Here is a 20,031-nt window from a genome sequence, read left to right on the forward strand (position 1 = left end):
TAAAAAAATTCAATCCTTTATAATCACTACAAAGCAAAATGCATGATAAGAGTACGATAATGTTTCGATGGCTTGAAAGACTGGTTGATCCCTATCCCACCAAAAACCTGAATCAACCTTTACCGACCAAGTTTTTTCCATTTGTCTGGCAGGCAGCCTACGGTGTGCGCCGTTATTTGCTGATTCTGGTGCTGTGTACGGCCGGTGCTGCCAGCTTTGAAGCCTTACTCTACTCAAAAATTGGCGATCTGGTAAATTGGCTCAGCAAAAGCCAGCCAGATACTTTTCTGGAACAACATGCCAGCAACCTAACCTTGCTGAGCATTATCCTGCTGGCCAATATTTTCTTTGCCAGTGCCCAATCCCTGATCAAGCACCAGATTTTGTATAGCAACTTTCCGATGCGGTTACGCTGGCGCTTTCATAATTTACTGATGAAACAAAGTCTGGATTTTTTCCATAATGATTTTGCCGGACGTTTATCTGCCAAAGTCATGCAAACGGCGCTGGCCATCCGGGAATTCTGGGTCATTTTGGGAGATATGCTGGCCTATGTGCTGATTTATTTCGTCACCATCAATATCGTTTTAGGCAATATTTCTCCCTATTTAGTTATCCCTTTGATGGTGTGGCTACTACTATTTATCTGTGCGGCCTGGTACTTTATTCCGCGTTTAAGCAAGATTTCCAAGTCACAGGCCGATGCGCGTGCCGTCATGACCGGCCGTGTCACCGATGCCTATACCAATATCCAGACTGTCAAGCTGTTTGCCCATGCTGGCCGGGAAAGCCAGTATGCTAAAACCTCCATGCAGGAATTTATGGTCACGGTTTACAAACAGATGCGTCTGGGGGCTCAGTATGAAATCAGTATTTTATTTCTGAGCATTATTCTCTATGGCGGTGTGTTGGGTACGGCCATCTGGCTATGGATGGAAGGACAGGCCGAATTGGGCATTATTGCAGCCACCACGGCCATGATACTCAAACTGAACAGTATTGCCGAGTTTATGATGTGGCAGACCTCTGCCCTGTTTGAAAATGTCGGGACCATTCAGGATGGTATGAAAACTTTAGGCCGCAAGATTGCCATTGAAGATAAACCCAATGCCAAAGAGCTACAGCTTCAGCATGGTGAAATTAAATTCGACAATGTCAGCTTTGCCTATAATGATAAAAATGTCATTGACCAGTTTAACCTGACCATTCGCCCGGGTGAAAAAATCGGGATTGTGGGACGTTCAGGCGCAGGTAAATCGACCCTGATTCAGTTATTGCTGCATTTTTATCATCTTGACCAAGGTCGTATTTTAATCGATGGGCAGAACATTGAAGATGTGACGCAGGACAGTTTGCGTAAGAACATTGCTTTAGTGACTCAAGACACTTCGCTGCTGCATCGTACCGTTGCAGAGAACATCAAATATGGTCGTCCTGATGCAACCGATCAAGAGATGTATGAAGCGGTACGTAAAGCCAAAGCAGAAGAGTTTATTCCTCATCTGACCGACTTACGCGGCAAAAGAGGCTATGAGGCTTATGTCGGTGAGCGTGGTGTAAAACTTTCTGGTGGTCAACGTCAACGTGTTGCAATCGCACGGGTATTTCTAAAAGATGCACCCATTTTGATTCTGGATGAAGCCACCAGTGCGCTGGATTCTGAAGTCGAAGCGGCCATTCAAAACAGCCTCGATGATCTGATGCAAGGCAAAACCGTAATTGCCATTGCGCATCGTTTATCGACAATTGCCCAGATGGATCGCCTGATTGTAATGGATCAAGGCAAAATTGCCGAGCAAGGTACCCATGATGAACTGGTAGCATTAAATGGAATCTACGCCCAGCTTTGGCAGCGTCAAACGGGCGGATTACTGATACAACAACAGATCAAAGCAACGAAGGATCGTGAATAATGCTGTATTTGGAAGATTTGAACATCGCTGACCGCTTTAGCAGCCGTAAATATCATATGGGACTGGAAGAAATTCAAAATTTTGCCCGGGCTTATGACCCACAAGTCTTTCATACTGATGAACAGCAAGCTGCAGCCCATCCGGTATTTCAGGGAATTGCCGCCAGTGGTTGGCATACTGCGGCAGTGGTTATGCGCTTGTGGACTGAATGTTTTCCTGTGGCTTATGGGCTCATTGGTTCAGAGTCGCATCTGCGTTGGCCTTGTCCGACCCGCCCCGGGGATGAAATTCACGTCGAAGTCGAAATCATGGATATTCAGCCCTCCAGAAGCAAAACTGATCGTGGGATCGTTAGCTACCAGACGCAGGCATTTGACCAGCATCATAAAATGATTTTTAGTTCAACCACTAAAATTGTGGTATTTAAACGAGGATTTTCTCCGGTTTAAATTGATTTTTAGGCGAAATTCAGGCTAATCTGCCACAATGATTGTGGCAATAGCCAAAACTTTGTCCAACAATTTTAATGAAAAAAATGGCAGTTTCATGCCAATATCAGACCATAAATAAAAAAATTTAAGTGAGTGCAACGGATCGCGCATGAAAACAATTGCTCCACGCCAAGATCATGGAATTCCAGGTGTATACGCTCTTTTGCTGCTCGATGTCATTTCCCGCTGGGGATATAATGACGAATCGTTGTTCAAGCCCTTTGGCCTGAGTACGGAGCAGCTGGCGGATCCTGATTTTCGCATCCCGACACCTGTGGCCAATGAACTGGTCAAACATGCCCTCAAGCTGAGCGGTGAACCGACACTTGGTTATCATCTGGGTACCCAGATGCGGATTTCTATTCATGGTTTTATCGGCTATGCCATCATGACGGCCAAGGATATTACCGATGCATTAGTACTGGCCAACCGTTTCATCCAGCTGCGTATGCCCTTTTTACAGCTATTCTTTTCGACCTTTGGTGCCAAGGCTACAGTCCAGTTGCAAACCGATATTCAGCTGGAACCCTTACGCACCGAAATCTCGATTGCACTGATTTTTGGCATGATCAGTATGGCCAAGGCCATTACCGGAATTGATTATGCCGCTGGAGAAATCGATTTTGATTTCAAAAAACCGGAAGGCTTTGAACGCTTTATGGCCAAATTTCCACATCATCAGTTTCGCTTTGAACAGCCGCATTTGATCTTGAGTTTTGATAAGAGCTACCTGATGAACAAGCTGGTGCATGCCGATCCGATTGCCAGCCAGATTGCAATTAACCAGTGTGAAACTGAACTCTCGGCCTTGGGCGAGCGACACCGGATTGCGATGCGGGTTCGTGATATTCTAACCCATTCCGAGCAGCATTATCTGAGTATTGAAAGTGTGGCAGATCGTCTGCATATGTCCGACCGCACCCTAAAACGCCAGCTGGCGGCTGAAGGTACCTCTTTTTCTACGCTGGTCGATGAAGTACGCTACCGGCATGCGACGTCGTTATTGTCCCGGACCGACTTTAGCTTGGAACAGATTGCTGATGAACTTGGTTATAGTGATGTCGCCAATTTTAGCCGGGCATTTAAACGCTGGAGTGGTCGCAGCCCGAGCAACTGGCGCAAAGATCCTTATTTATAAAGGGTCATAAGCCTTTTGTTTTGGCCAAAAAGAATGTATAAAACATGTCAAAAATGATCTAAAGATTTTTAAGGAGTTATCAATGAATCATCCTTCAGAATTAAAGTACGCAAGTACGCATGAATGGGTACGCATTGAGGGTGATCTTGTTGTGACCGGTATTTCCGACCATGCACAGGATGCATTAGGTGATTTGGTCTATGTAGAAGCACCAGATCTTGATTCACACATCACTGCGGGTCAGCAAGCCGGTGTAGTTGAATCGGTCAAAACTGCGTCTGATATTCATGCACCTGTTTCTGGTATTGTCGTTGAAATCAATCCTGATCTTGAAGATGATCCTGATTTTATTAATGACGATCCCTATGGCAAAGGGTGGATCTATAAAATCAAACCAGACAATATGTCAGATGTTGAACACCTGCTTTCCAATACAGCATATGAAGCTGGCCTATAAACCCGCTTATATTTAGAAAATCAGCCTGCGGGCTGATTTTTTTTATGCCATAGATATTGTTCAGCTTTCCCAATCGGCTTCAATTACATATATTCATATTAAAATATTATTGTATTTTTCACGTATATTTCCTAAAGTACTGAACAGGACGCGCTGCACTCCTGAATATGCCACACTTATTTATAACAATAATTCCCCCATTCTAAGACCAGCGTCTCATCACCCATCATTTTAGGATAATCATGAATGCCATTGTAGCGCCGTTATGGACCAAGTCATTTGTACTGTGTCTGGCCAACAACCTGTTTTTATTTATTTTCTATTTTGCGCAAACCACAATTTTGCCGATTTATATCTTAAAAGAATTAGGTGGTAATCTGACCCAAGCTGGTCTGGCCATGACCTTATTTATGGTCTCTGCCATTGCAGTACGTCCTTTTAGTGGCTTAATTATCGAAAAATTTGGCATACGCAAAACTTTAATTGTCTCAGAAATATTTTTCAGTCTTTTTTCCTTAGCTTACCTGCTCGCTGATCAGCTCACGATTCTGTTTATCATCCGTTTCTTGCATGGCATCTGGTTTAGTATTCTGACCACAGCCTGTGTGCCGGTGGTCAACCAGTTTATTCCAGAACAGCGTAAAGGCGAAGGCATGGGTTATTTTGTCATGTCTGTCAATCTGGGAATTGTCCTGGGGCCTTTAATTGGTCTGAGTTTAATTGAATACTGGTCTTATTTTCAGGTCAGCACCTTGTTGATCGCTTTGGTTTTTATCGGCTTTATCTTCTGTTTACTGATTCCGGTCAAAGAGCCTGAAAAAATGATCGACAACACCGACAAGAAAACATCACTAGGGCTGACTGATTTTGTCGAAAAGAAAGCACTGCCTGTGGCAGGACTTGCCATGCTGATTTCCTTTTCTTATGCCAGCATCATGTCTTTTATCGCGCCATTTGCAGCCAGTAAGGATTTAATGGCCTATGCCGGTTTATTCTTTGTGATATTTGCAATTTCCATGATGAGCCTGCGTCCGATCACTGGAAAAATTTATGACCGCAAAGGTCCACAATACGTGATTTATCCGGCACTGCTGGCTTTTAGTCTGGGTCTGTTTTTACTGAGCCAGATTCAGACTTTATGGGGATTTATGCTGGCTGCGGTTCTGGTCGGAGTCGGTTTTGGTAGTGTGCAACCGTGCATTCAAACCTTAGCCATTCAACGTGCACCAAAACACCGGATTGGCTACGCAACTTCGACTTTTTATACCTGCTATGATCTGGGTATTGCCATTGGCTCAGTCCTGATCGGTGCTATCATTGCCGCTTATAGTTATCAAACTGCTTTTGTGATTTGTGCTGTCTTGACCCTAAGTAGTATGGGATATTTTCATCTGGTGGTTCAGGCTAAAGCAGTCAAAAATAGCTAACCCAAAACAGGCAGAATTCAAATCTACCTGTTTTGATTGTTTCCCAAGACAGTCTTTATTCAGCTACAGCTTGATTTTCTGCTGATTTTTCTTCAGGTTTTGGTTTTTGTAGCATAGAAAACTGCGTACTTTCTCCGACTGCTGCATTATCCTGACGATTACTTTTCAGCTTGATCTGTAAGCGTAATTCATTGGTGGAGTCGGCATTGCGTAACGCTTCCTCATAAGAAATTTCGCCCTGGTTATACAATTCAAATAAGGCCTGGTCAAAGGTTTGCATCCCCAATTCACGGGATTTTGCCATAATCGCTTTCAGCTCATGAAACTCACCTTTCAAAATCAGGTCGGAAATCAATGGTGTATTTAACATGATTTCAATCGCTGCACGACGGCCTTTACCATCCTGCGTCCGAATCAGACGCTGGGAAATAATCGCCTTCATATTCGAGGACAAATCCATCAATAACTGATTGCGGCGTTCTTCCGGGAAGAAGTTAATAATCCGGTCTAAAGTCTGATTGGCATTATTGGAGTGCAAAGTTCCAAGACAAAGATGCCCGGTTTCGGCAAAAGCAATCGCATGTTCCATGGTTTCAGTATCACGAATTTCCCCGATCAGAATCACATCGGGTGCCTGACGCAAGGTATTTTTCAGCGCATTGTGCCAGGAATGACAGTCCACACCGACTTCACGATGCGTAATCATGGATTTTTTATGTTTATGTACATACTCCACCGGATCTTCCACGGTAATAATATGCCCGGCTGAATTTTCATTGCGGTAGTCAATCATCGCAGCGAGCGAGGTTGACTTTCCTGAGCCGGTTCCCCCGACCACCAGCACCAGACCACGTTTCTCCATAATCACATGTTTAAGTGAATCAGGAAGTTTGAGCTTCTGGAAATTTGGAATTTCTGCGGTAATAGTACGAATCACCATGCCAACATTGAGTTGTTGCTGGAACACGTTGACCCGAAAACGCGAAACACCCGGCACAGTGATAGCAAAGTTGCACTCCAGTTCCGTTTCAAATTCCTTGCGCTGCTTTTCATTCATCAGGCTATAGGCAAACAGCTTGGTTTTTTCAGCCGTCAGTTCTTGCTGTCCAAAAGGCTTCATTAAACCCTGATGTTTAATACTCGGTGGAAAGTCGGCGGTAATAAATAAATCTGAACCACCATATTCGACCACTTTGGTCAGCATGTGGTGCATGAATTTTCGTGCTTCTTCTAAGAGCTCTGTTGCAAACATCAAGATCCCCAAACAACCTGCCATGACATTAAATTATTGAAAAAAAGGTTATATATTCAAATGGATATATTGTCTTTTAATTGTGTAGGGATTTATAAGAGGACACAAACAGATTTTATTTATTTTATAAAATTTATCATCTTATTTGTGTGATGTATTTCATGTTAAGTCAATTTACTGGGAAGCACTTTAAGCTTCTAAAATAAAATGCACTTTCACCAAACCTGTTCAGAGAAAGTGCTTTTAAAGCTTTATGCACTGCGTTTTAGACAGCGAAGCGATAAATGCTGAGCAATGCCAAGCAACAACTGTTCAGTTTTTACCCAGCCCAGACATCCATCAGTAACTGATTGACCATACACCATCTCTGCAGAAATTTTCTGGTTACCATCCACCAGATGACTTTCCAGCATCACGCCGCGAACATTGGTCTGCAGGCGTTCTGCGACGATTTGCTCCAGCACTTTAGCTTGCAGCATTGGATTTTTCGCACTGTTGCCATGACTACAGTCAATCACCAGTGCTGGCAATTCTGCTGAGTATTTCGCTTTGATTTTCTCGATTTCTGAGCACTGGTAATTCGGCCCACTGTTTGAGCCACGTAAAATCAAATGTGCTTTAGGATTGCCCTGAGAGTTTAAAATACAGGGTAAACCGGACTGACTCATGCCTAGGAATTGATGCGGATGAGAGGCAGACTGGATTGCATCCAGAGCAATCTGGATTGAACCGTCAGTGCCGTTTTTGAAACCGATGCTGTAGGGCATGTGACTTGAGATTTCACGGTGAATTTGCGATTCACTAGTGCGTGCGCCAATGGCACCCCAAGCCAGTAGATCATCAAAATAAGCAGTTGCCATCGGGCTTAAAATTTCAGATGCAATTGGCAAGCCCATTTCAATAATTTTAAGGTATAAAGCACGGGATTTTTCCAGGCCCAATTGCATATTGGAAGAACCATCGAGGTTCGGATCGTAAAGAAAACCTTTCCAGCCCACGGTCGTGCGTGGTTTTTCGATATAAGCACGCATGACCAGAAAAATTTGATCAGACACCTGAGCTTGTAGCTGTTTTAATTTTTCTGCATATTCTAAAGCCGAGGCTTCGTCATGAATGGAACACGGGCCTGTAACCACCATTAAACGATGGTCCTTGCCTTCTAATATATTTTGAATGATTTGACGTTGTTCAGCGACTTGATGAGCCAATTGCGCAGACAGGGGCAATTGCTGTTTCAGTTGCTGAGGTAAAGTTAAAATGGTTTCAGCGTGATGTTGTTGTGATGTATTTAAGGTATTCATGACTTTAATCCTGGGACTGGCAATCAGTCCAAACTTTTATTTGAGCGTTATGGGTCTAATTAACGAGGTCGAGAGTGTCATGAGCTGACTAAAGTAAGACCAATAAAAGTTGTTAAAATATGAATAGTTAAAGTTTGTCATGGCTGTCTCCAAAGTTTTGTAAAAATGATAAGCATAAAAAAACCTGATCAGGGTTGCCGATCAGGTATAAACTGGTGGGCAACCTGTTCATTGCCCAAACGCATTCAGGCAATTATCTAAACTGCCAGAAATAAAAATATGCGTTTGAAATGATAGGTTGCTTTAACATGTTATGTCTTTCATAAAATGTGAATCTAAAATTAAAATACGCGGTCTCTGCGCATTTGACAAGCATTAAATATAAAAAAATATTTATTAACTTTTCTACTTTTATTTATCAATTTACTGAATAGTGTTGAATATCGATAAAATTGGCAAAACCTGTAAATTTAATATAGGTCTTGCCAATCAAGCTTATTTCATACACAGATTAAAAATTAGTGTGTAACGCGATTCCAGGCATCACGTACCGCATATTTCGCCTGTTCCCAGTTTAAACGCGATTGGCCCTTCATCTGTTCCCATTTTACTCTAAGCTCAGGTTCAACATCTTCAAAACGGGTATTGGCATCATAGCTGCCGCGGTTTTCATAACCGACCCGATACGCCGTATCATAATCACGGTCATAATCCAGATCGCTATAGGTGGTACGAGCCTCTGAATAGTATGGTGTATTAATGGAATTATCACGCCAATAAGCTTGTTCTTCTGTTGGGTTCATCGCTTCGCCGACACCCTTACCTGCCAGACCGCCGACCACAGCACCAACAACCCCACCCACAGCTGCACCTACAGGGCCACCTGCTGCACCAATGGCTACACCTGCCGCTGCGCCACCTGCAGCGCCTACACCTGTACCAACAGGGTGTGCGCCCGGTTCACCGGTAATTGGATCGGCATTTAAATCATCACGCACATCTTTAGGAGAGTTTTTTATTACATCACGATCAAAATTATCATTCGACATAGCGCTTATCCTTATTCTTTAAAATGGTTTAATCACGTATTTTGATACGCTCTATTTAATATAAGCATCTCGAATGTAATGACATTAGCAGGCTTGTGTTGTTTAAGTGATTCTCTGTGACGCTTTCATGCACTAATGTATCCTGAATTAAGTGAAACGCACATAGAAAAGACCGGTATTAAACCAGTCTTTTCAAAATCAAACGCTCACTTATTCAAAATGAATAACGGTACGAATTGATTTGCCTTCATGCATCAGGTCAAAAGCATCATTGATCTGTTCAAGCGGCATGGTATGCGTCACAAAAGGTTCAAGTTGAATTTCACCTTTCATGGATTGTTCTACCATGTCTGGTAATTGTGAACGACCCTTCACTCCACCAAATGCAGTCCCCATCCATTTACGGCCTGTGACTAACTGGAATGGACGGGTGGAAATTTCTTTACCTGCTCCAGCGACTCCAATAATCACCGACTGACCCCAGCCACGGTGCGCACATTCAAGCGCTGAACGCATTACATCAACATTACCGATACATTCAAATGAATGGTCTACGCCCCAACCCGTCATTTCTACAATTACCTGCTGGATTGGCTGATCAAATTCTTTTGGATTTAAGAAATCTGTGGCACCAAACTGTTTTGCCAGTTCAAACTTATCCGGATTGGTGTCTACCACAATAATACGACCTGCTTTGGCCTGACGTGCACCTTGTACCACAGCCAGACCGATACCACCTAAACCGAATACTGCAACACTGTCGCCTTCTTGGACTTTGGCCGTGTTATGCACCGCACCAATACCAGTGGTTACGCCACAGCCGAGCAGGCAGACATGCTCATGATTGGCTTCAGGATTGATTTTTGCCAGGGAAACTTCAGCAACCACGGTATATTCAGAAAAGGTTGAGCAGCCCATATAATGATAAATCGGCTCACCATTATAAGAAAAACGTGTGGTTCCATCCGGCATGACACCCTTACCTTGAGTTGCACGCACAGCCACACACAAGTTGGTTTTGCCAGATTGACAGAACAAGCATTCGCCACATTCAGCAGTATAAAGCGGAATTACGTGATCGCCCGGTTTCAGACTAGTGACACCTTCACCAACTTCGACCACCACACCTGCGCCTTCATGGCCTAAAATCGCCGGAAATACGCCTTCAGGATCTTCACCAGACAACGTGAATGCATCGGTATGACACACTCCGGTATGGCTAATTTTTACCAATACTTCACCTGCTTTGGGTGGAGCAACATCTACTTCCACGATCTTTAAGGGCTGACCTGGACCAAACGCAACCGCTGCACGTGATTTCATGTAAAACTATCCTTTTTTGCTGATTTACAGATGACTAACAGTAACCTCTTTCTATTCGGAGATTCAACTATTAACATCAGAAGATAAGGAATAAAAAATCCTATAATCAATGGAACATCAATGACTAACCCTTCACCTTTTGTTTGTTTGAACATTTTAACTTTGAGCATGATTCTTTCTGGCTGCGAACTGGCTGCAAATACTGCTGAACAAGCAGAAATCACGCCGGTTCGACCTGCGCACTGGATTGATAATCAAATTTCAAAACAGCAGATGAATGAAGGAAAAACCGCTTTTTTACCGCTCTATGATGGTTTTATGAGTATGGCCGCACGTTTGCACCTGATCAATAAAGCCCAATATCATCTGGATCTGCAATATTACATCTGGAAGGATGATTTTATCGGCAACATAATGCTGGCCCAGCTGTTAAAAGCCGCAGATCGTGGTGTCAAGGTGCGAGTGCAGATTGATGACCAAAATGGCACCCAGCTTGATGATAAACTGCTGGCCTTAAGCCAACACCCAAACTTTGAAGTGCGGATTTTTAATCCTTATAAATTCCGTCATTTACGTGCGCTGGATTATGGCTTTAGAATGAAACAGATTAATCATCGCATGCACAATAAACTGATCATTGCAGACGGTACCGCAGCTGTCACTGGTGGCCGTAATATCAGCAGTGAATACTTTGATGCCAGCGAAAATTTCCAGTTTACCGATGTCGATATTTTCTTTGCAGGTCAACCCGTAGAAAATGCCAATCAGACCTTCATCAATTTCTGGAATGATAAGCTGAGTTATGATGTTCGGCAGATTCTGAATGATTCAGGTCATCCGGAAATGTTAAAAAGGCTAAGAGCTGATTTTGCGCGCGAAGAAGTGGATGAAACTGAATTAAAACGCCGAGTAGGCATTGCCGAAAAACAAGTTGCAGAGCACTTAAAGAAACAACCCATTTACTGGGCACAGGCTTATTTTGTCGCGGATACACCCGCAAAAGCACGTCCTCATGCAAAAAATGGCGATTATATTTACACCCATATGCTTGAACTGATGGGCGAGCCGAAAAATCATCTGGAACTGGTCTCCTCGTATTTTATTCCCACACAAAAAGGCACAGATTATTTAAGTATGCGTGCACAACAGGGTGTCAAAATTAGAATCCTGACCAATTCTTTTCAGGCCAATGATGTAGCTGTGGTACATGCTTATTATCAGCAATATCGTCAGCAGCTCTTGAAAAATGGCATCGAACTCTGGGAGTTTAAACCGTATATAGTCCGGCCAGAACGGACTTGGTATGAAATTATGACTGGTGACATCATCCCGGCCAAAAATAAAAACAGTTCGAGTCTACATGCCAAATTTTTTGATCTGGATGGTATGGTGTTTGTGGGTTCATTTAATTTTGATCCGCGTTCAGCTTATCTGAACACCGAAGTCGGTTTGGTGGTTAAATCGGAAGATTTTCAAAAGGAAATCTCTAATGCGATGAATCAATTTTTACCGCGCGTGGCCTATCAGCTCAAACTAAATGAAAAAGATGAAATAATCTGGTTAGAACATCAAAAAGATGGCCGTACTATTCAGCATGTACATGACCCTGAAACCACAAAATTTCAGCGTTTTATGATGAATCTGGTGACAAAATTCCCCGGGGAATGGCTAATGTAATGACATTGTAATGACTTTGGTATTACACAACGTACAGAATCTATTTTCCGGGCATGGTAGCGTCAAGTCATCTGGTGCTATCATCGCTTAAAGGGTTTTACAGGCGATTAGCCTTGCTTTAAAATTCAACTTTTCCAATATTTTGCGATTTTTTCGCCCTCTACTCCCATGCAATTTTTTGATTTAAGCCGTCAGTTTAAATTCAGTGATATTCTGACGCCTGTAAAAACTCTCCATGATTTATCTCAGCAAGAATGGTATTTGGCCAAAATTCGGGTAGAACATGATTGTCTGTCTGAATCCGATATTATTCAGGGTCAAGTTGTTCTAAAATCCAGTGAAAATATACAGCTCGAGTTAGAGTGGTTGATTCACGATAGCGGTCATGATTTACAGGTATTATTCAAAGGTGTCGAAACTGAAGCGCTTGAAGAAACCTGCGTGATCTTAAAAGGCGCACAACTAGTCGATGAACAACAGCAATTGCTCTCTGCACAGGCGCTCAGTTTATGGATTGATGGGACGTTATTGCCGATGTTGCCAGAGATCCGTCAGGAAATTAAAACCCGTTTAAACCTGTGGGACTATGTGGAATATCAGGATTGAGCAGTGATTTAGCATTGAAATAAATATAGGGTGACCACATTCACCCTTTTTTATGTGTGAATGTTCTTAAACCAATGAATGCCGAGTATAGCATCCAGCAATAAGACTCTGCTTAAATCATGTCAGCCTGTTCATTATAAAAATAATGAGAAAATAGCAATATAATCACCAAAATTCAGAACAACCTCTTGTTTTAAAAATTCTTACATATTCTAAGTTTAACTAAGAAAAAATCAGAGTGAGCTTCGATTTCATTAATTTTCTCCTGTCATCCGCTAGACCAGTCCAACATCTAAAAAGAGTTGTCGATAAGCTTCAGCTTTTCTATCTAAAGCCAGAGGATAAGCTCGAGATGAAGATGGCATTCGATATAAATGCAGTTCGCGTCCTTCCAGGTTGGTTTGCGTCGGCTCTCCAATTTTGGGCTTTTCTGCATCTTCAGGCATAGACAGCATCATGGTATCGGTGGCTTTATCACCGGTGGTCATAATGTAGGTACATTCTGGGATCTGTAGCAATAAATCCTTTAAATTGGTCGGTACCACAATTTCCAGAAACTTATCTGAAGCATTGCCCGTCAGCCGTCTGATCTGAGAGGCACTATCAAAAATCGCAATTCCAGTCTCCAATAGAAATTCACGGATCAATGATTCCTGAAATTTTTTATTCTCAATATCCAGAAAGTAATCTTTATTTTGAAAGAAAATTAAACCAAAAATCCGCCACATATCGTTTTGATAATTTGGATAATAAAAATTCATTTTCCAGCGAGTTGCTGGTGGTGGAAAACTACCCAACATCAGTAATTTGGCATTTGGCGGTAAAAAAGGCGGTAATGGATGCGTTTCAATATCAGACATAGAATTCCTTAAATTGAGAACTTTCAACTATTTTAGAGTGTCTGCCGAATCTTGCTAGCCACTTCTTGTCCCCAAAGTGTATAAACTTCCTTACTCGGATGAAAACCATCTGCAGCCATTTCTAAATTCATGGCACGATATTTTTCAATATCATATTCAATCCATTGCATGCTGTCTTGGCTTGCTACGAATTTCGCCAGTTGCTGATTCATTTTTTTGGCATATTGTCCAAATAACCAGGCCAAAGGATTTAGTAATGCCGGGAACATATTCATGGGTGGCACACCTGCTGCAATGACCAATTCAGGACTGAATTTTTGCTGAATCATAGCATATAGTTTTTTCTGTTTTTGAATCCAGATATCAGCCGGCATGAGCTTGGTTACATCATTTACACCAACTGAGCTAATGACCACATCAAAATGTTCTGTCTCCAGTTGTTCTATGGCACGAATCACTTTAGCTGTGCTATCCCCTGTTTTTGCATGCAATTTCCATTGAATTTTAAAGTCATGCTGCAAATCTTTTAAAATGGCGCCCAGCAATGCATCATCCTGATGCTCTACCCCAACGCCGGCAGCCGCAGAATCGCCGACAATCAGTATAGAAAGCGGCTGGCCTTGACCGCACGTTCCTTCACGTTCACCCTCCGGTTCTGGAAGTTGCACAGTGTTTTTTTTGACGCGATTGCCCTGAATTACCAATGCTGGAATTAATGCAAGAGTCGATATTTTCAGCCACATAAATCTATACTTTAAATATAAAACAATGAATTAGAACTTTATTGTAACCTGTCATGCTATGAATTTTGATAAAACATCATGTAAATAATTGAATAAATATATAAAAATAATTGAAAGACAAATCTGTGTTTATAATTGATAATAATTATCATTACTTTTTTAAACTAACAGGGGATGATTTGAAATACTTATACTTAAGCACACTCTTACTAAGCGCACTATCATTACATAGTTTGGCAGATTCACCTTCCTCAATGGAGCAAGCACCTTATGCTGCAGCGTGTGAAGCAGTTCAACCCGAAAGCGACCTGTTAAAAAGTTTACAGCAGCAATTAAAGCAGTATCCTGAAAACCGAGCCGGATTAATCCAACAATTCTGGGAAAAAGTGCAAAATCAAACTACACCGATTATTGAGCCACTTGATCAGGATCATGTTCGACTGATTTTTTTATGGAAAGCAGCCAAACATAATGTGCGTCTGGTCGGTGGCCCGAGTAATGATCATGAATGGTTGACTCGCCTGCCCGATACCGAGATCTGGTTTAAGGAAAATATTGTGAACCGTCGCTATATCGGCAGTTATAGTTTTGCAGTGGATTTACCAAATCTGGAGGGTTATCTATCGAATTACTGTGCACATTTAAACCCAGAACTCAAAGAACCCCGGGCGCAGCGCCGTGCTGTATTGCAGGTATTACAACTTGATCCATTGAATCCAAAACGCTGGCTTAAAGAAAATACTGCCTCTAAACTGAGGAATGAAAATATTATCGCCCTGGATCAAGCCCCTCCCTTTATCGATCCTAAACGCTATCCAGATCATCCGCAGCCTGAACTAAAACGTTATCAGCTATCCAGCCAGTTTTTAAAAAATCAACGTCGCGTTGAAATCTATCAATCTAAAAAAACTGCACAACAATCTTATATCACGGCTATTTTCTTTGATGGAAATGAATATGCCCATTTGGTTGATGTGCCAAAAGTGCTGGATATTCTGGTGGAACAAGGCAAACTTCCACCGATTCAAGCGGTTTTTTTACATGCACCGAATAGTGAACTTCGTCCTAAAGAGCTGACACCAAACCCGAAATTTTCAGGTTTTTTTAATCAGGAATTTTTGCCTTGGCTCGATCAGAAAATTGTACGTGATAAGCAAAAAACAGTTCTTCTCGGTTCCAGTTTGGGAGGGCTGAGTGCAGCTTATCTTGCCTTGGAAAATCCGCAGCACATTAGTCATGCTGTGCCTTTATCCGGCTCGTTCTGGTGGTCACCTGAACCACACTCAAAAATCAATGGTATGAATCAATTGATTCATAATTTAAAAAAACAGCCTCAACAGTATTTTCATATTTCAGCGAATCGTTATGAATCTTCGCGTACCAACAATGACTTAAGTATTCTGGAAACGTCACCCATCGTGGCACAAGCTTTAAAATCCAAAGGACATGAGGTCAGATATCAGGTTTATGAAGGCGCACATTCCTATGCAATTTGGCAGGTGATATTGCAAGACGCTTTGCTGTACTTCTTTGCAAATTCCAAAGAGTAGATAAAAAAATCCTGCATTTGCAGGATTTTTTTAATTCAGTTTTATTTTGTTTGAATATCATTCCAGCAATTTAAACGTTTAAATGTGCCCAGGTCATTAAAACGTACGCCCACTTCTTTCATCACTTTATGCGCCGTTTTCGAGGTCATTTGACGAATATAAAAAGGCTCTTTAACGACAAAGTGATGAATCGCATGCGTGGCCCCAAAGTTGCAGCAGAACAACTGAAATGGCATCATCCACCAAGGCGTCAGTACTTGTGTTTGCTTGATGACATCTCTTGGATCAATATCGCCATAATAATGCATATTCGAGCTAACAAATTGCAGGCTAAATGAACGGATAAAATTGGGCATCAGCCAGATGACTGCAATAAAATTAATGATTGGCATTGCTTCGATTACGACTTGCGACCAGCGCATCTCATAGCCAAATAAAGGCACGATTGCATTTGAAACATGGAACACGACAAATAAATAAAATAAGCCATAATAAAGAATGCTTAATGGCACAAAGCCCAATAGCTGGGAAATCATGGCAATTTTACGTTCTTTTTCAGGCTGTTTTTCCAGAAAAAGATGGATCATTTTAAACATCTGGAAAGGACGCAGATAAACCGACATCAATTGATCACTGATGATCAAAATCCGGCGAATTCCCCAGGGCATACCATTGCTGATTCCACGTTCTTCCAGATCATGTTCAGTTCCAGAATATTTATGATGATGCAGGTGTAAACGACGACGTGCCCACGGACTAATGGTATTTGGACGCGCCAACCACACCAAAGCCAGCATCAAGTGATGTGCCCAGGGCGTTTTTTTGAAATACATATAATGAATTAAGTCATGCTCTAATTCATGCGTCAGTGAAGCAAAAATTGCAATTAAAGGAATCGTCAGCCATACAGAAAGATAGCCATAGGCATAGGCCAATGCGCATAAAACCATACCGATCCAGGCAAAACCGAGAATACTGGCACCAATAAAATTTTGATGTTTCAATATTGGATAACGGTTACGTAAATCTTCACCTGCCTGTGTCACCACAGTTCTAACTTTGGAGATACGCTGCTGGTCTGTCATCTCTGAAGATGTAGACATATAGAGAACCTTTAATTTCTGGACAGTTGCACATTAAAGGAAATTAAAAAAAAGAGAAGTGATCTTTTGACTGTCCGAGCGAGTATGTCCAAGTTTTGGACAATTTTGGCACTTTTTCTAAGATGAATAAAAATACAGGGAGGTCATGCGTAATTTTTTATGAGATTCAGTCTCTAAAAAATCTGTTTTTTAACAGAAATTTATCTCTATATTAATTAAACTTGGTTTGCCTTGAAATAATAAATATTTCATTATTAAAAGCTTATCAAACTACCTGATCCTGATTAATCGAATTAACGAGCTTTGTTTTCTTTACACAGGATAGTGCATGTATTTGGCACATTTTTATCTGTAACTTTGATAACGTCAGCATTAGCGTTGACTTTGCAAAGCAATTTTTTCAAGTGAAATTACCAGCAAAAAAATTTCTGAAGTTCTAGAAAAGTAAAAAGCCCCTTATGGAGCTTTTAGATTTTAAATCTTAGCCTAATTTATTCACCAATTTCAGCGGCAATATTTTCATCGCCAGACCCAATGGCAGCCATGGCCATTTTGGCACATAAGCCTTTACTGGCGCTTTTTCAATTTCAGCAGCAAGTAAACGCGATCCGGTTTTTTCATCCACTTCAAATGGCAGTTTCTTGGCGCCTTCATTAAGTTCGGTACGAATATAGCCCGGGAAAATTGTGGTGACTTTGATTGGTGTATCAATCAGTTCGGCACGAATCCCTTCGGCCAGATGTGCAACACCTGCCTTACTTGCACCATAAGCGGTTAAATGTTTAGGCATACCGCGCATGGCACTCATTGAAGAAATCATGACCAGATGGCCTGAATTTTGCGCCCGGAAAATCTCTACTGCTGCTTCACATTGTGCCAAGGCCGAAATGAAATTGGTTTCAACTGTGGCCTTATTAATGGCAAAGTTGCCCTTGCCAATACGACGGCCTTCACCGACTCCGGCATTGACAATCACTCGGTCAATCGTGCCAAAATCTTGTTTAAAAGCACGAAATACGTCAAAGACCTGATCATAATTAGTGACATCTAAAGTTTTAGCAATTACTTGAATGCCGTATTGACTCTCCAACTCTTGTTTAAGTATTTCCAAACGATCCAGGCGACGCGCGCAGATGGCCAGGTTATAGCCTTTCTGAGCAAATTCGCGTGCCATACCTGCACCAATTCCTGAACTTGCACCAGTAATTAAAATTGTTTTTGCCATGTGTTTTACCTTATTCCTTTATTTTTCTAAGCAATCAGATTTGCAATATAGATTTAAATCCAGGTCAATAAATCCGGACGTTGCGCTTTAATATAATGATGTTCATTTAGGCTTAATAGCTGGGGTTGGTTGCCTACCAGACGTAGCGTGGTCATGCTGGTATTGGTAATTGCCCAGTTTAAAGCAAAAGTTTTATTCGGAGACAAACCGAGAATTTTGCCCGCAGCAACCGAAATGACTCCGCCCGACGTAAACACTACAGCATAGCGCGGTTTCTTTTCAGCCAGATCATCACACAAATGCTGCAATGCCGTTTCCACCCGATGTTTGAAATCTGGCCAGGATTCTTCATATTCATGGTGATAGTCACCGCCAGTCCAGCGCTCAATTGCACCTTCAAAAATTTTACTTAAATAGGCGCGTGGATTGGCATGCTGCGATACATCTTCTTTCAGCAGTTCTGGCTGATTAAAGCGTGGCTCATATTGAGCAAAGACTTGTTGATGATTAAATTCGTTCCAAGCTGAATCTGTAACTGGCTCACTTTCAGGAAAACATTCAGCCAAGGCCAATTGCGCCGTTTGTTGATGACGCTGCATGGAGCCTGCCACCACATAAGGTGCTTCTTTTAAAATTTCATCAAAATAGCGGCCCAATAATTTGGCTTGTAATTCACCATTTGGAGAAAGTTTGTCATAGCTTTCTGCACCGAAAGACGCCTGTCCATGGCGGATTAAATAAATCGTCGTCATTTCGGCATGAACTCCTTAAATTTGGTCATATATTTCTGTGCAATATCATTGGCCTCAATTTTCTGGCGGCCAATCAGTTTTAAGGCACGAATATGCAAGGCATGAATCACAATCCAGAAATCCTTAAATGCTGGATTATTGGTCTGTTTATGATAATAGCGATAATAAATTTGCTGCGCGATCACCGCTAAACGGAAAATTCCAAAGACTTCATAGAAGGTCCAGTTTTCAGGGGTTAATCCGGTTTTTTCCAGATAATAATCCACCACTTCTTTACGGCTAAACATGCCTTTTAAGTTGGTGGGTTGACGACGTGTGGCTTTAAAAATTGCATTATCCGTATCTTCAACCCAGTAAGCCAAAGCTGAACCCAGATCCATCAATGGATCACCGAGTGTCGCCATTTCCCAATCCAGAACGCCAATGACTTGAGTCGGATCGTTTGGATCTAAAATGACATTATCAAAACGCCAGTCATTGTGAATCAGACAGGTTTTAGCATCCGCTGGGGTATTGTCTTTAAGCCACTGACGGACATATCTGAAAGATGGCACATTCAAGGTCTTGACTTTGGTATAACGTGCATCCCAACCGTCTACCTGACGATGACAATAGCCCTCGCCTTTGCCTAATTTCTCCAGTTCAGTACCCACATAAGGCACCTGATGCAACTCAATCAGCTTATCAATGACGTTAATACACAGTTCACGTACCTGAGCTTCATTAAAATTCAGCTCTCTGGGTAAATTGGCGCGTGGAATAATGCCTTCAATGCGTTTCATCACATAGAAGTCGCAGCCAATCACGGATTCATCCTGACAAAGTGCCACCATCTCTGGTAATACCGGATAAAACTCGGAAAGTGCATACTGAACCTTAAATTCACGGGCCATGTCGTGGGCAGATTTGGCTTTGGTACCTTTGGGTGGACGACGCAGGATTAAATCGGCATTGTCATATTTCAGACGATAGGTCCAGTTCGATGCGCCACCCGAATATTGAGTAACTTCGACCGGGCCTTCAAGTTGAACGCCCTGCCCAATCAGCCAGTTTCCTACAGCCTGAACATCCAGTTCCTCACCTGCACGAACCGATCCACCGACATCAATAACTGCCATAATTTTTCCTTCAATTCTTTTTCAAATGTCTTCAAACTTTATATCG

Annotated in this window: 18 protein-coding genes; 8 read left to right on the top strand and 10 right to left on the bottom strand. The window is 42.0% G+C overall.

Annotation, left to right across the window (positions count from 1 at the left end):
* Positions 1-59 precede the first annotated feature (59 nt).
* The 5 genes from FTU42_RS09405 (at position 60) to FTU42_RS09425 (ending at position 5,426) form a co-directional block, all read left to right on the top strand.
* On the top strand, positions 60-1,913 hold the full coding sequence (locus FTU42_RS09405) for an ABC transporter ATP-binding protein (RefSeq protein ID WP_005096995.1): 1,854 nt from the start codon (positions 60-62) through the stop codon (positions 1,911-1,913).
* Positions 1,913-2,362 carry a MaoC/PaaZ C-terminal domain-containing protein gene (locus tag FTU42_RS09410; protein WP_005096996.1) on the top strand — a complete coding sequence of 150 codons (450 nt, stop codon included), beginning with the start codon at positions 1,913-1,915 and terminating at the stop codon, positions 2,360-2,362. The genes FTU42_RS09405 and FTU42_RS09410 overlap by 1 nt, the downstream gene beginning before the upstream one ends.
* Positions 2,363-2,513: 151 nt before the next feature.
* On the top strand, positions 2,514-3,542 hold the full coding sequence (locus tag FTU42_RS09415; RefSeq protein WP_100354802.1) for an AraC family transcriptional regulator: 1,029 nt from the start codon (positions 2,514-2,516) through the stop codon (positions 3,540-3,542).
* 82 nt (positions 3,543-3,624) lie between these two features.
* On the top strand, positions 3,625-3,999 hold the full coding sequence (gene gcvH, locus FTU42_RS09420; RefSeq protein WP_005097000.1) for a glycine cleavage system protein GcvH: 375 nt from the start codon (positions 3,625-3,627) through the stop codon (positions 3,997-3,999).
* Positions 4,000-4,241: 242 nt separating this feature from the next.
* Entirely contained in the window at positions 4,242-5,426 is a 1,185-nt protein-coding gene (locus FTU42_RS09425) for an MFS transporter (RefSeq protein ID WP_100328583.1), read from the top strand.
* A gap of 55 nt (positions 5,427-5,481) precedes the next feature.
* Here the strand turns inward: FTU42_RS09425 and FTU42_RS09430 are convergent, their stop codons facing one another.
* The 4 genes from FTU42_RS09430 to FTU42_RS09445 form a co-directional block, all read right to left on the bottom strand.
* Positions 5,482-6,678: a PilT/PilU family type 4a pilus ATPase gene (locus FTU42_RS09430; RefSeq protein ID WP_074382739.1), complete on the bottom strand. Its 1,197-nt coding sequence runs from the start codon at positions 6,676-6,678 to the stop codon at positions 5,482-5,484.
* Between the two features lie 251 nt (positions 6,679-6,929).
* Entirely contained in the window at positions 6,930-7,979 is a 1,050-nt protein-coding gene (locus FTU42_RS09435) for a 3-deoxy-7-phosphoheptulonate synthase (RefSeq protein WP_180083313.1), read from the bottom strand.
* A gap of 518 nt (positions 7,980-8,497) precedes the next feature.
* On the bottom strand, positions 8,498-9,028 hold the full coding sequence (locus FTU42_RS09440) for a hypothetical protein (RefSeq protein WP_005097004.1): 531 nt from the start codon (positions 9,026-9,028) through the stop codon (positions 8,498-8,500).
* 210 nt (positions 9,029-9,238) lie between these two features.
* Positions 9,239-10,351 carry an S-(hydroxymethyl)glutathione dehydrogenase/class III alcohol dehydrogenase gene (locus tag FTU42_RS09445; RefSeq protein WP_100354801.1) on the bottom strand — a complete coding sequence of 371 codons (1,113 nt, stop codon included), beginning with the start codon at positions 10,349-10,351 and terminating at the stop codon, positions 9,239-9,241.
* Between the two features lie 120 nt (positions 10,352-10,471).
* Between FTU42_RS09445 and FTU42_RS09450 the strand changes: the two genes are divergently transcribed.
* Both FTU42_RS09450 and FTU42_RS09455 read left to right on the top strand, forming a co-directional pair.
* A complete protein-coding gene (locus FTU42_RS09450; RefSeq protein ID WP_100328581.1) occupies positions 10,472-12,028 on the top strand; it encodes a phospholipase D family protein in 1,557 nt (518 codons plus the stop codon).
* A 168-nt stretch (positions 12,029-12,196) separates the two neighbouring features.
* Complete coding sequence (locus FTU42_RS09455; protein ID WP_005170745.1) at positions 12,197-12,634, top strand: hypothetical protein; 438 nt, start codon at positions 12,197-12,199, stop codon at positions 12,632-12,634.
* Positions 12,635-12,909: 275 nt separating this feature from the next.
* Here the strand turns inward: FTU42_RS09455 and FTU42_RS09460 are convergent, their stop codons facing one another.
* Positions 12,910-13,494 (bottom strand): uracil-DNA glycosylase family protein, encoded by a 585-nt coding sequence (locus FTU42_RS09460; RefSeq protein WP_005170739.1) that lies wholly within the window; start codon positions 13,492-13,494, stop codon positions 12,910-12,912.
* Between the two features lie 32 nt (positions 13,495-13,526).
* Positions 13,527-14,237 carry an SGNH/GDSL hydrolase family protein gene (locus FTU42_RS09465; protein WP_180083314.1) on the bottom strand — a complete coding sequence of 237 codons (711 nt, stop codon included), beginning with the start codon at positions 14,235-14,237 and terminating at the stop codon, positions 13,527-13,529.
* Between the two features lie 179 nt (positions 14,238-14,416).
* Between FTU42_RS09465 and FTU42_RS09470 the strand changes: the two genes are divergently transcribed.
* Entirely contained in the window at positions 14,417-15,787 is a 1,371-nt protein-coding gene (locus FTU42_RS09470) for an alpha/beta hydrolase-fold protein (RefSeq protein ID WP_257225568.1), read from the top strand.
* A 41-nt stretch (positions 15,788-15,828) separates the two neighbouring features.
* Here FTU42_RS09470 and FTU42_RS09475 read toward each other — a convergent pair whose 3' ends face one another.
* The 4 genes from FTU42_RS09475 to FTU42_RS09490 all read right to left on the bottom strand — a co-directional run bounded on the left by FTU42_RS09475 (position 15,829) and on the right by FTU42_RS09490 (position 19,985).
* Positions 15,829-16,890, bottom strand: a complete 1,062-nt coding sequence (locus FTU42_RS09475) for a fatty acid desaturase (protein WP_180083315.1) — start codon at positions 16,888-16,890, stop codon at positions 15,829-15,831.
* Positions 16,891-17,371: 481 nt separating this feature from the next.
* Positions 17,372-18,115, bottom strand: coding sequence for an SDR family oxidoreductase (locus FTU42_RS09480; RefSeq protein WP_005097014.1), 744 nt, complete (start codon positions 18,113-18,115; stop codon positions 17,372-17,374).
* Between the two features lie 53 nt (positions 18,116-18,168).
* Positions 18,169-18,867, bottom strand: a complete 699-nt coding sequence (locus FTU42_RS09485; RefSeq protein ID WP_005097015.1) for a histidine phosphatase family protein — start codon at positions 18,865-18,867, stop codon at positions 18,169-18,171.
* Complete coding sequence (locus FTU42_RS09490; RefSeq protein ID WP_180075407.1) at positions 18,864-19,985, bottom strand: phosphotransferase family protein; 1,122 nt, start codon at positions 19,983-19,985, stop codon at positions 18,864-18,866. Before FTU42_RS09490 ends, FTU42_RS09485 begins: the two co-directional genes overlap by 4 nt.
* Positions 19,986-20,031 lie beyond the last annotated feature (46 nt).

It is taken from the genome of Acinetobacter sp. YH12102 (assembly GCF_013419125.1).
Lineage (GTDB): Bacteria > Pseudomonadota > Gammaproteobacteria > Pseudomonadales > Moraxellaceae > Acinetobacter > Acinetobacter pseudolwoffii.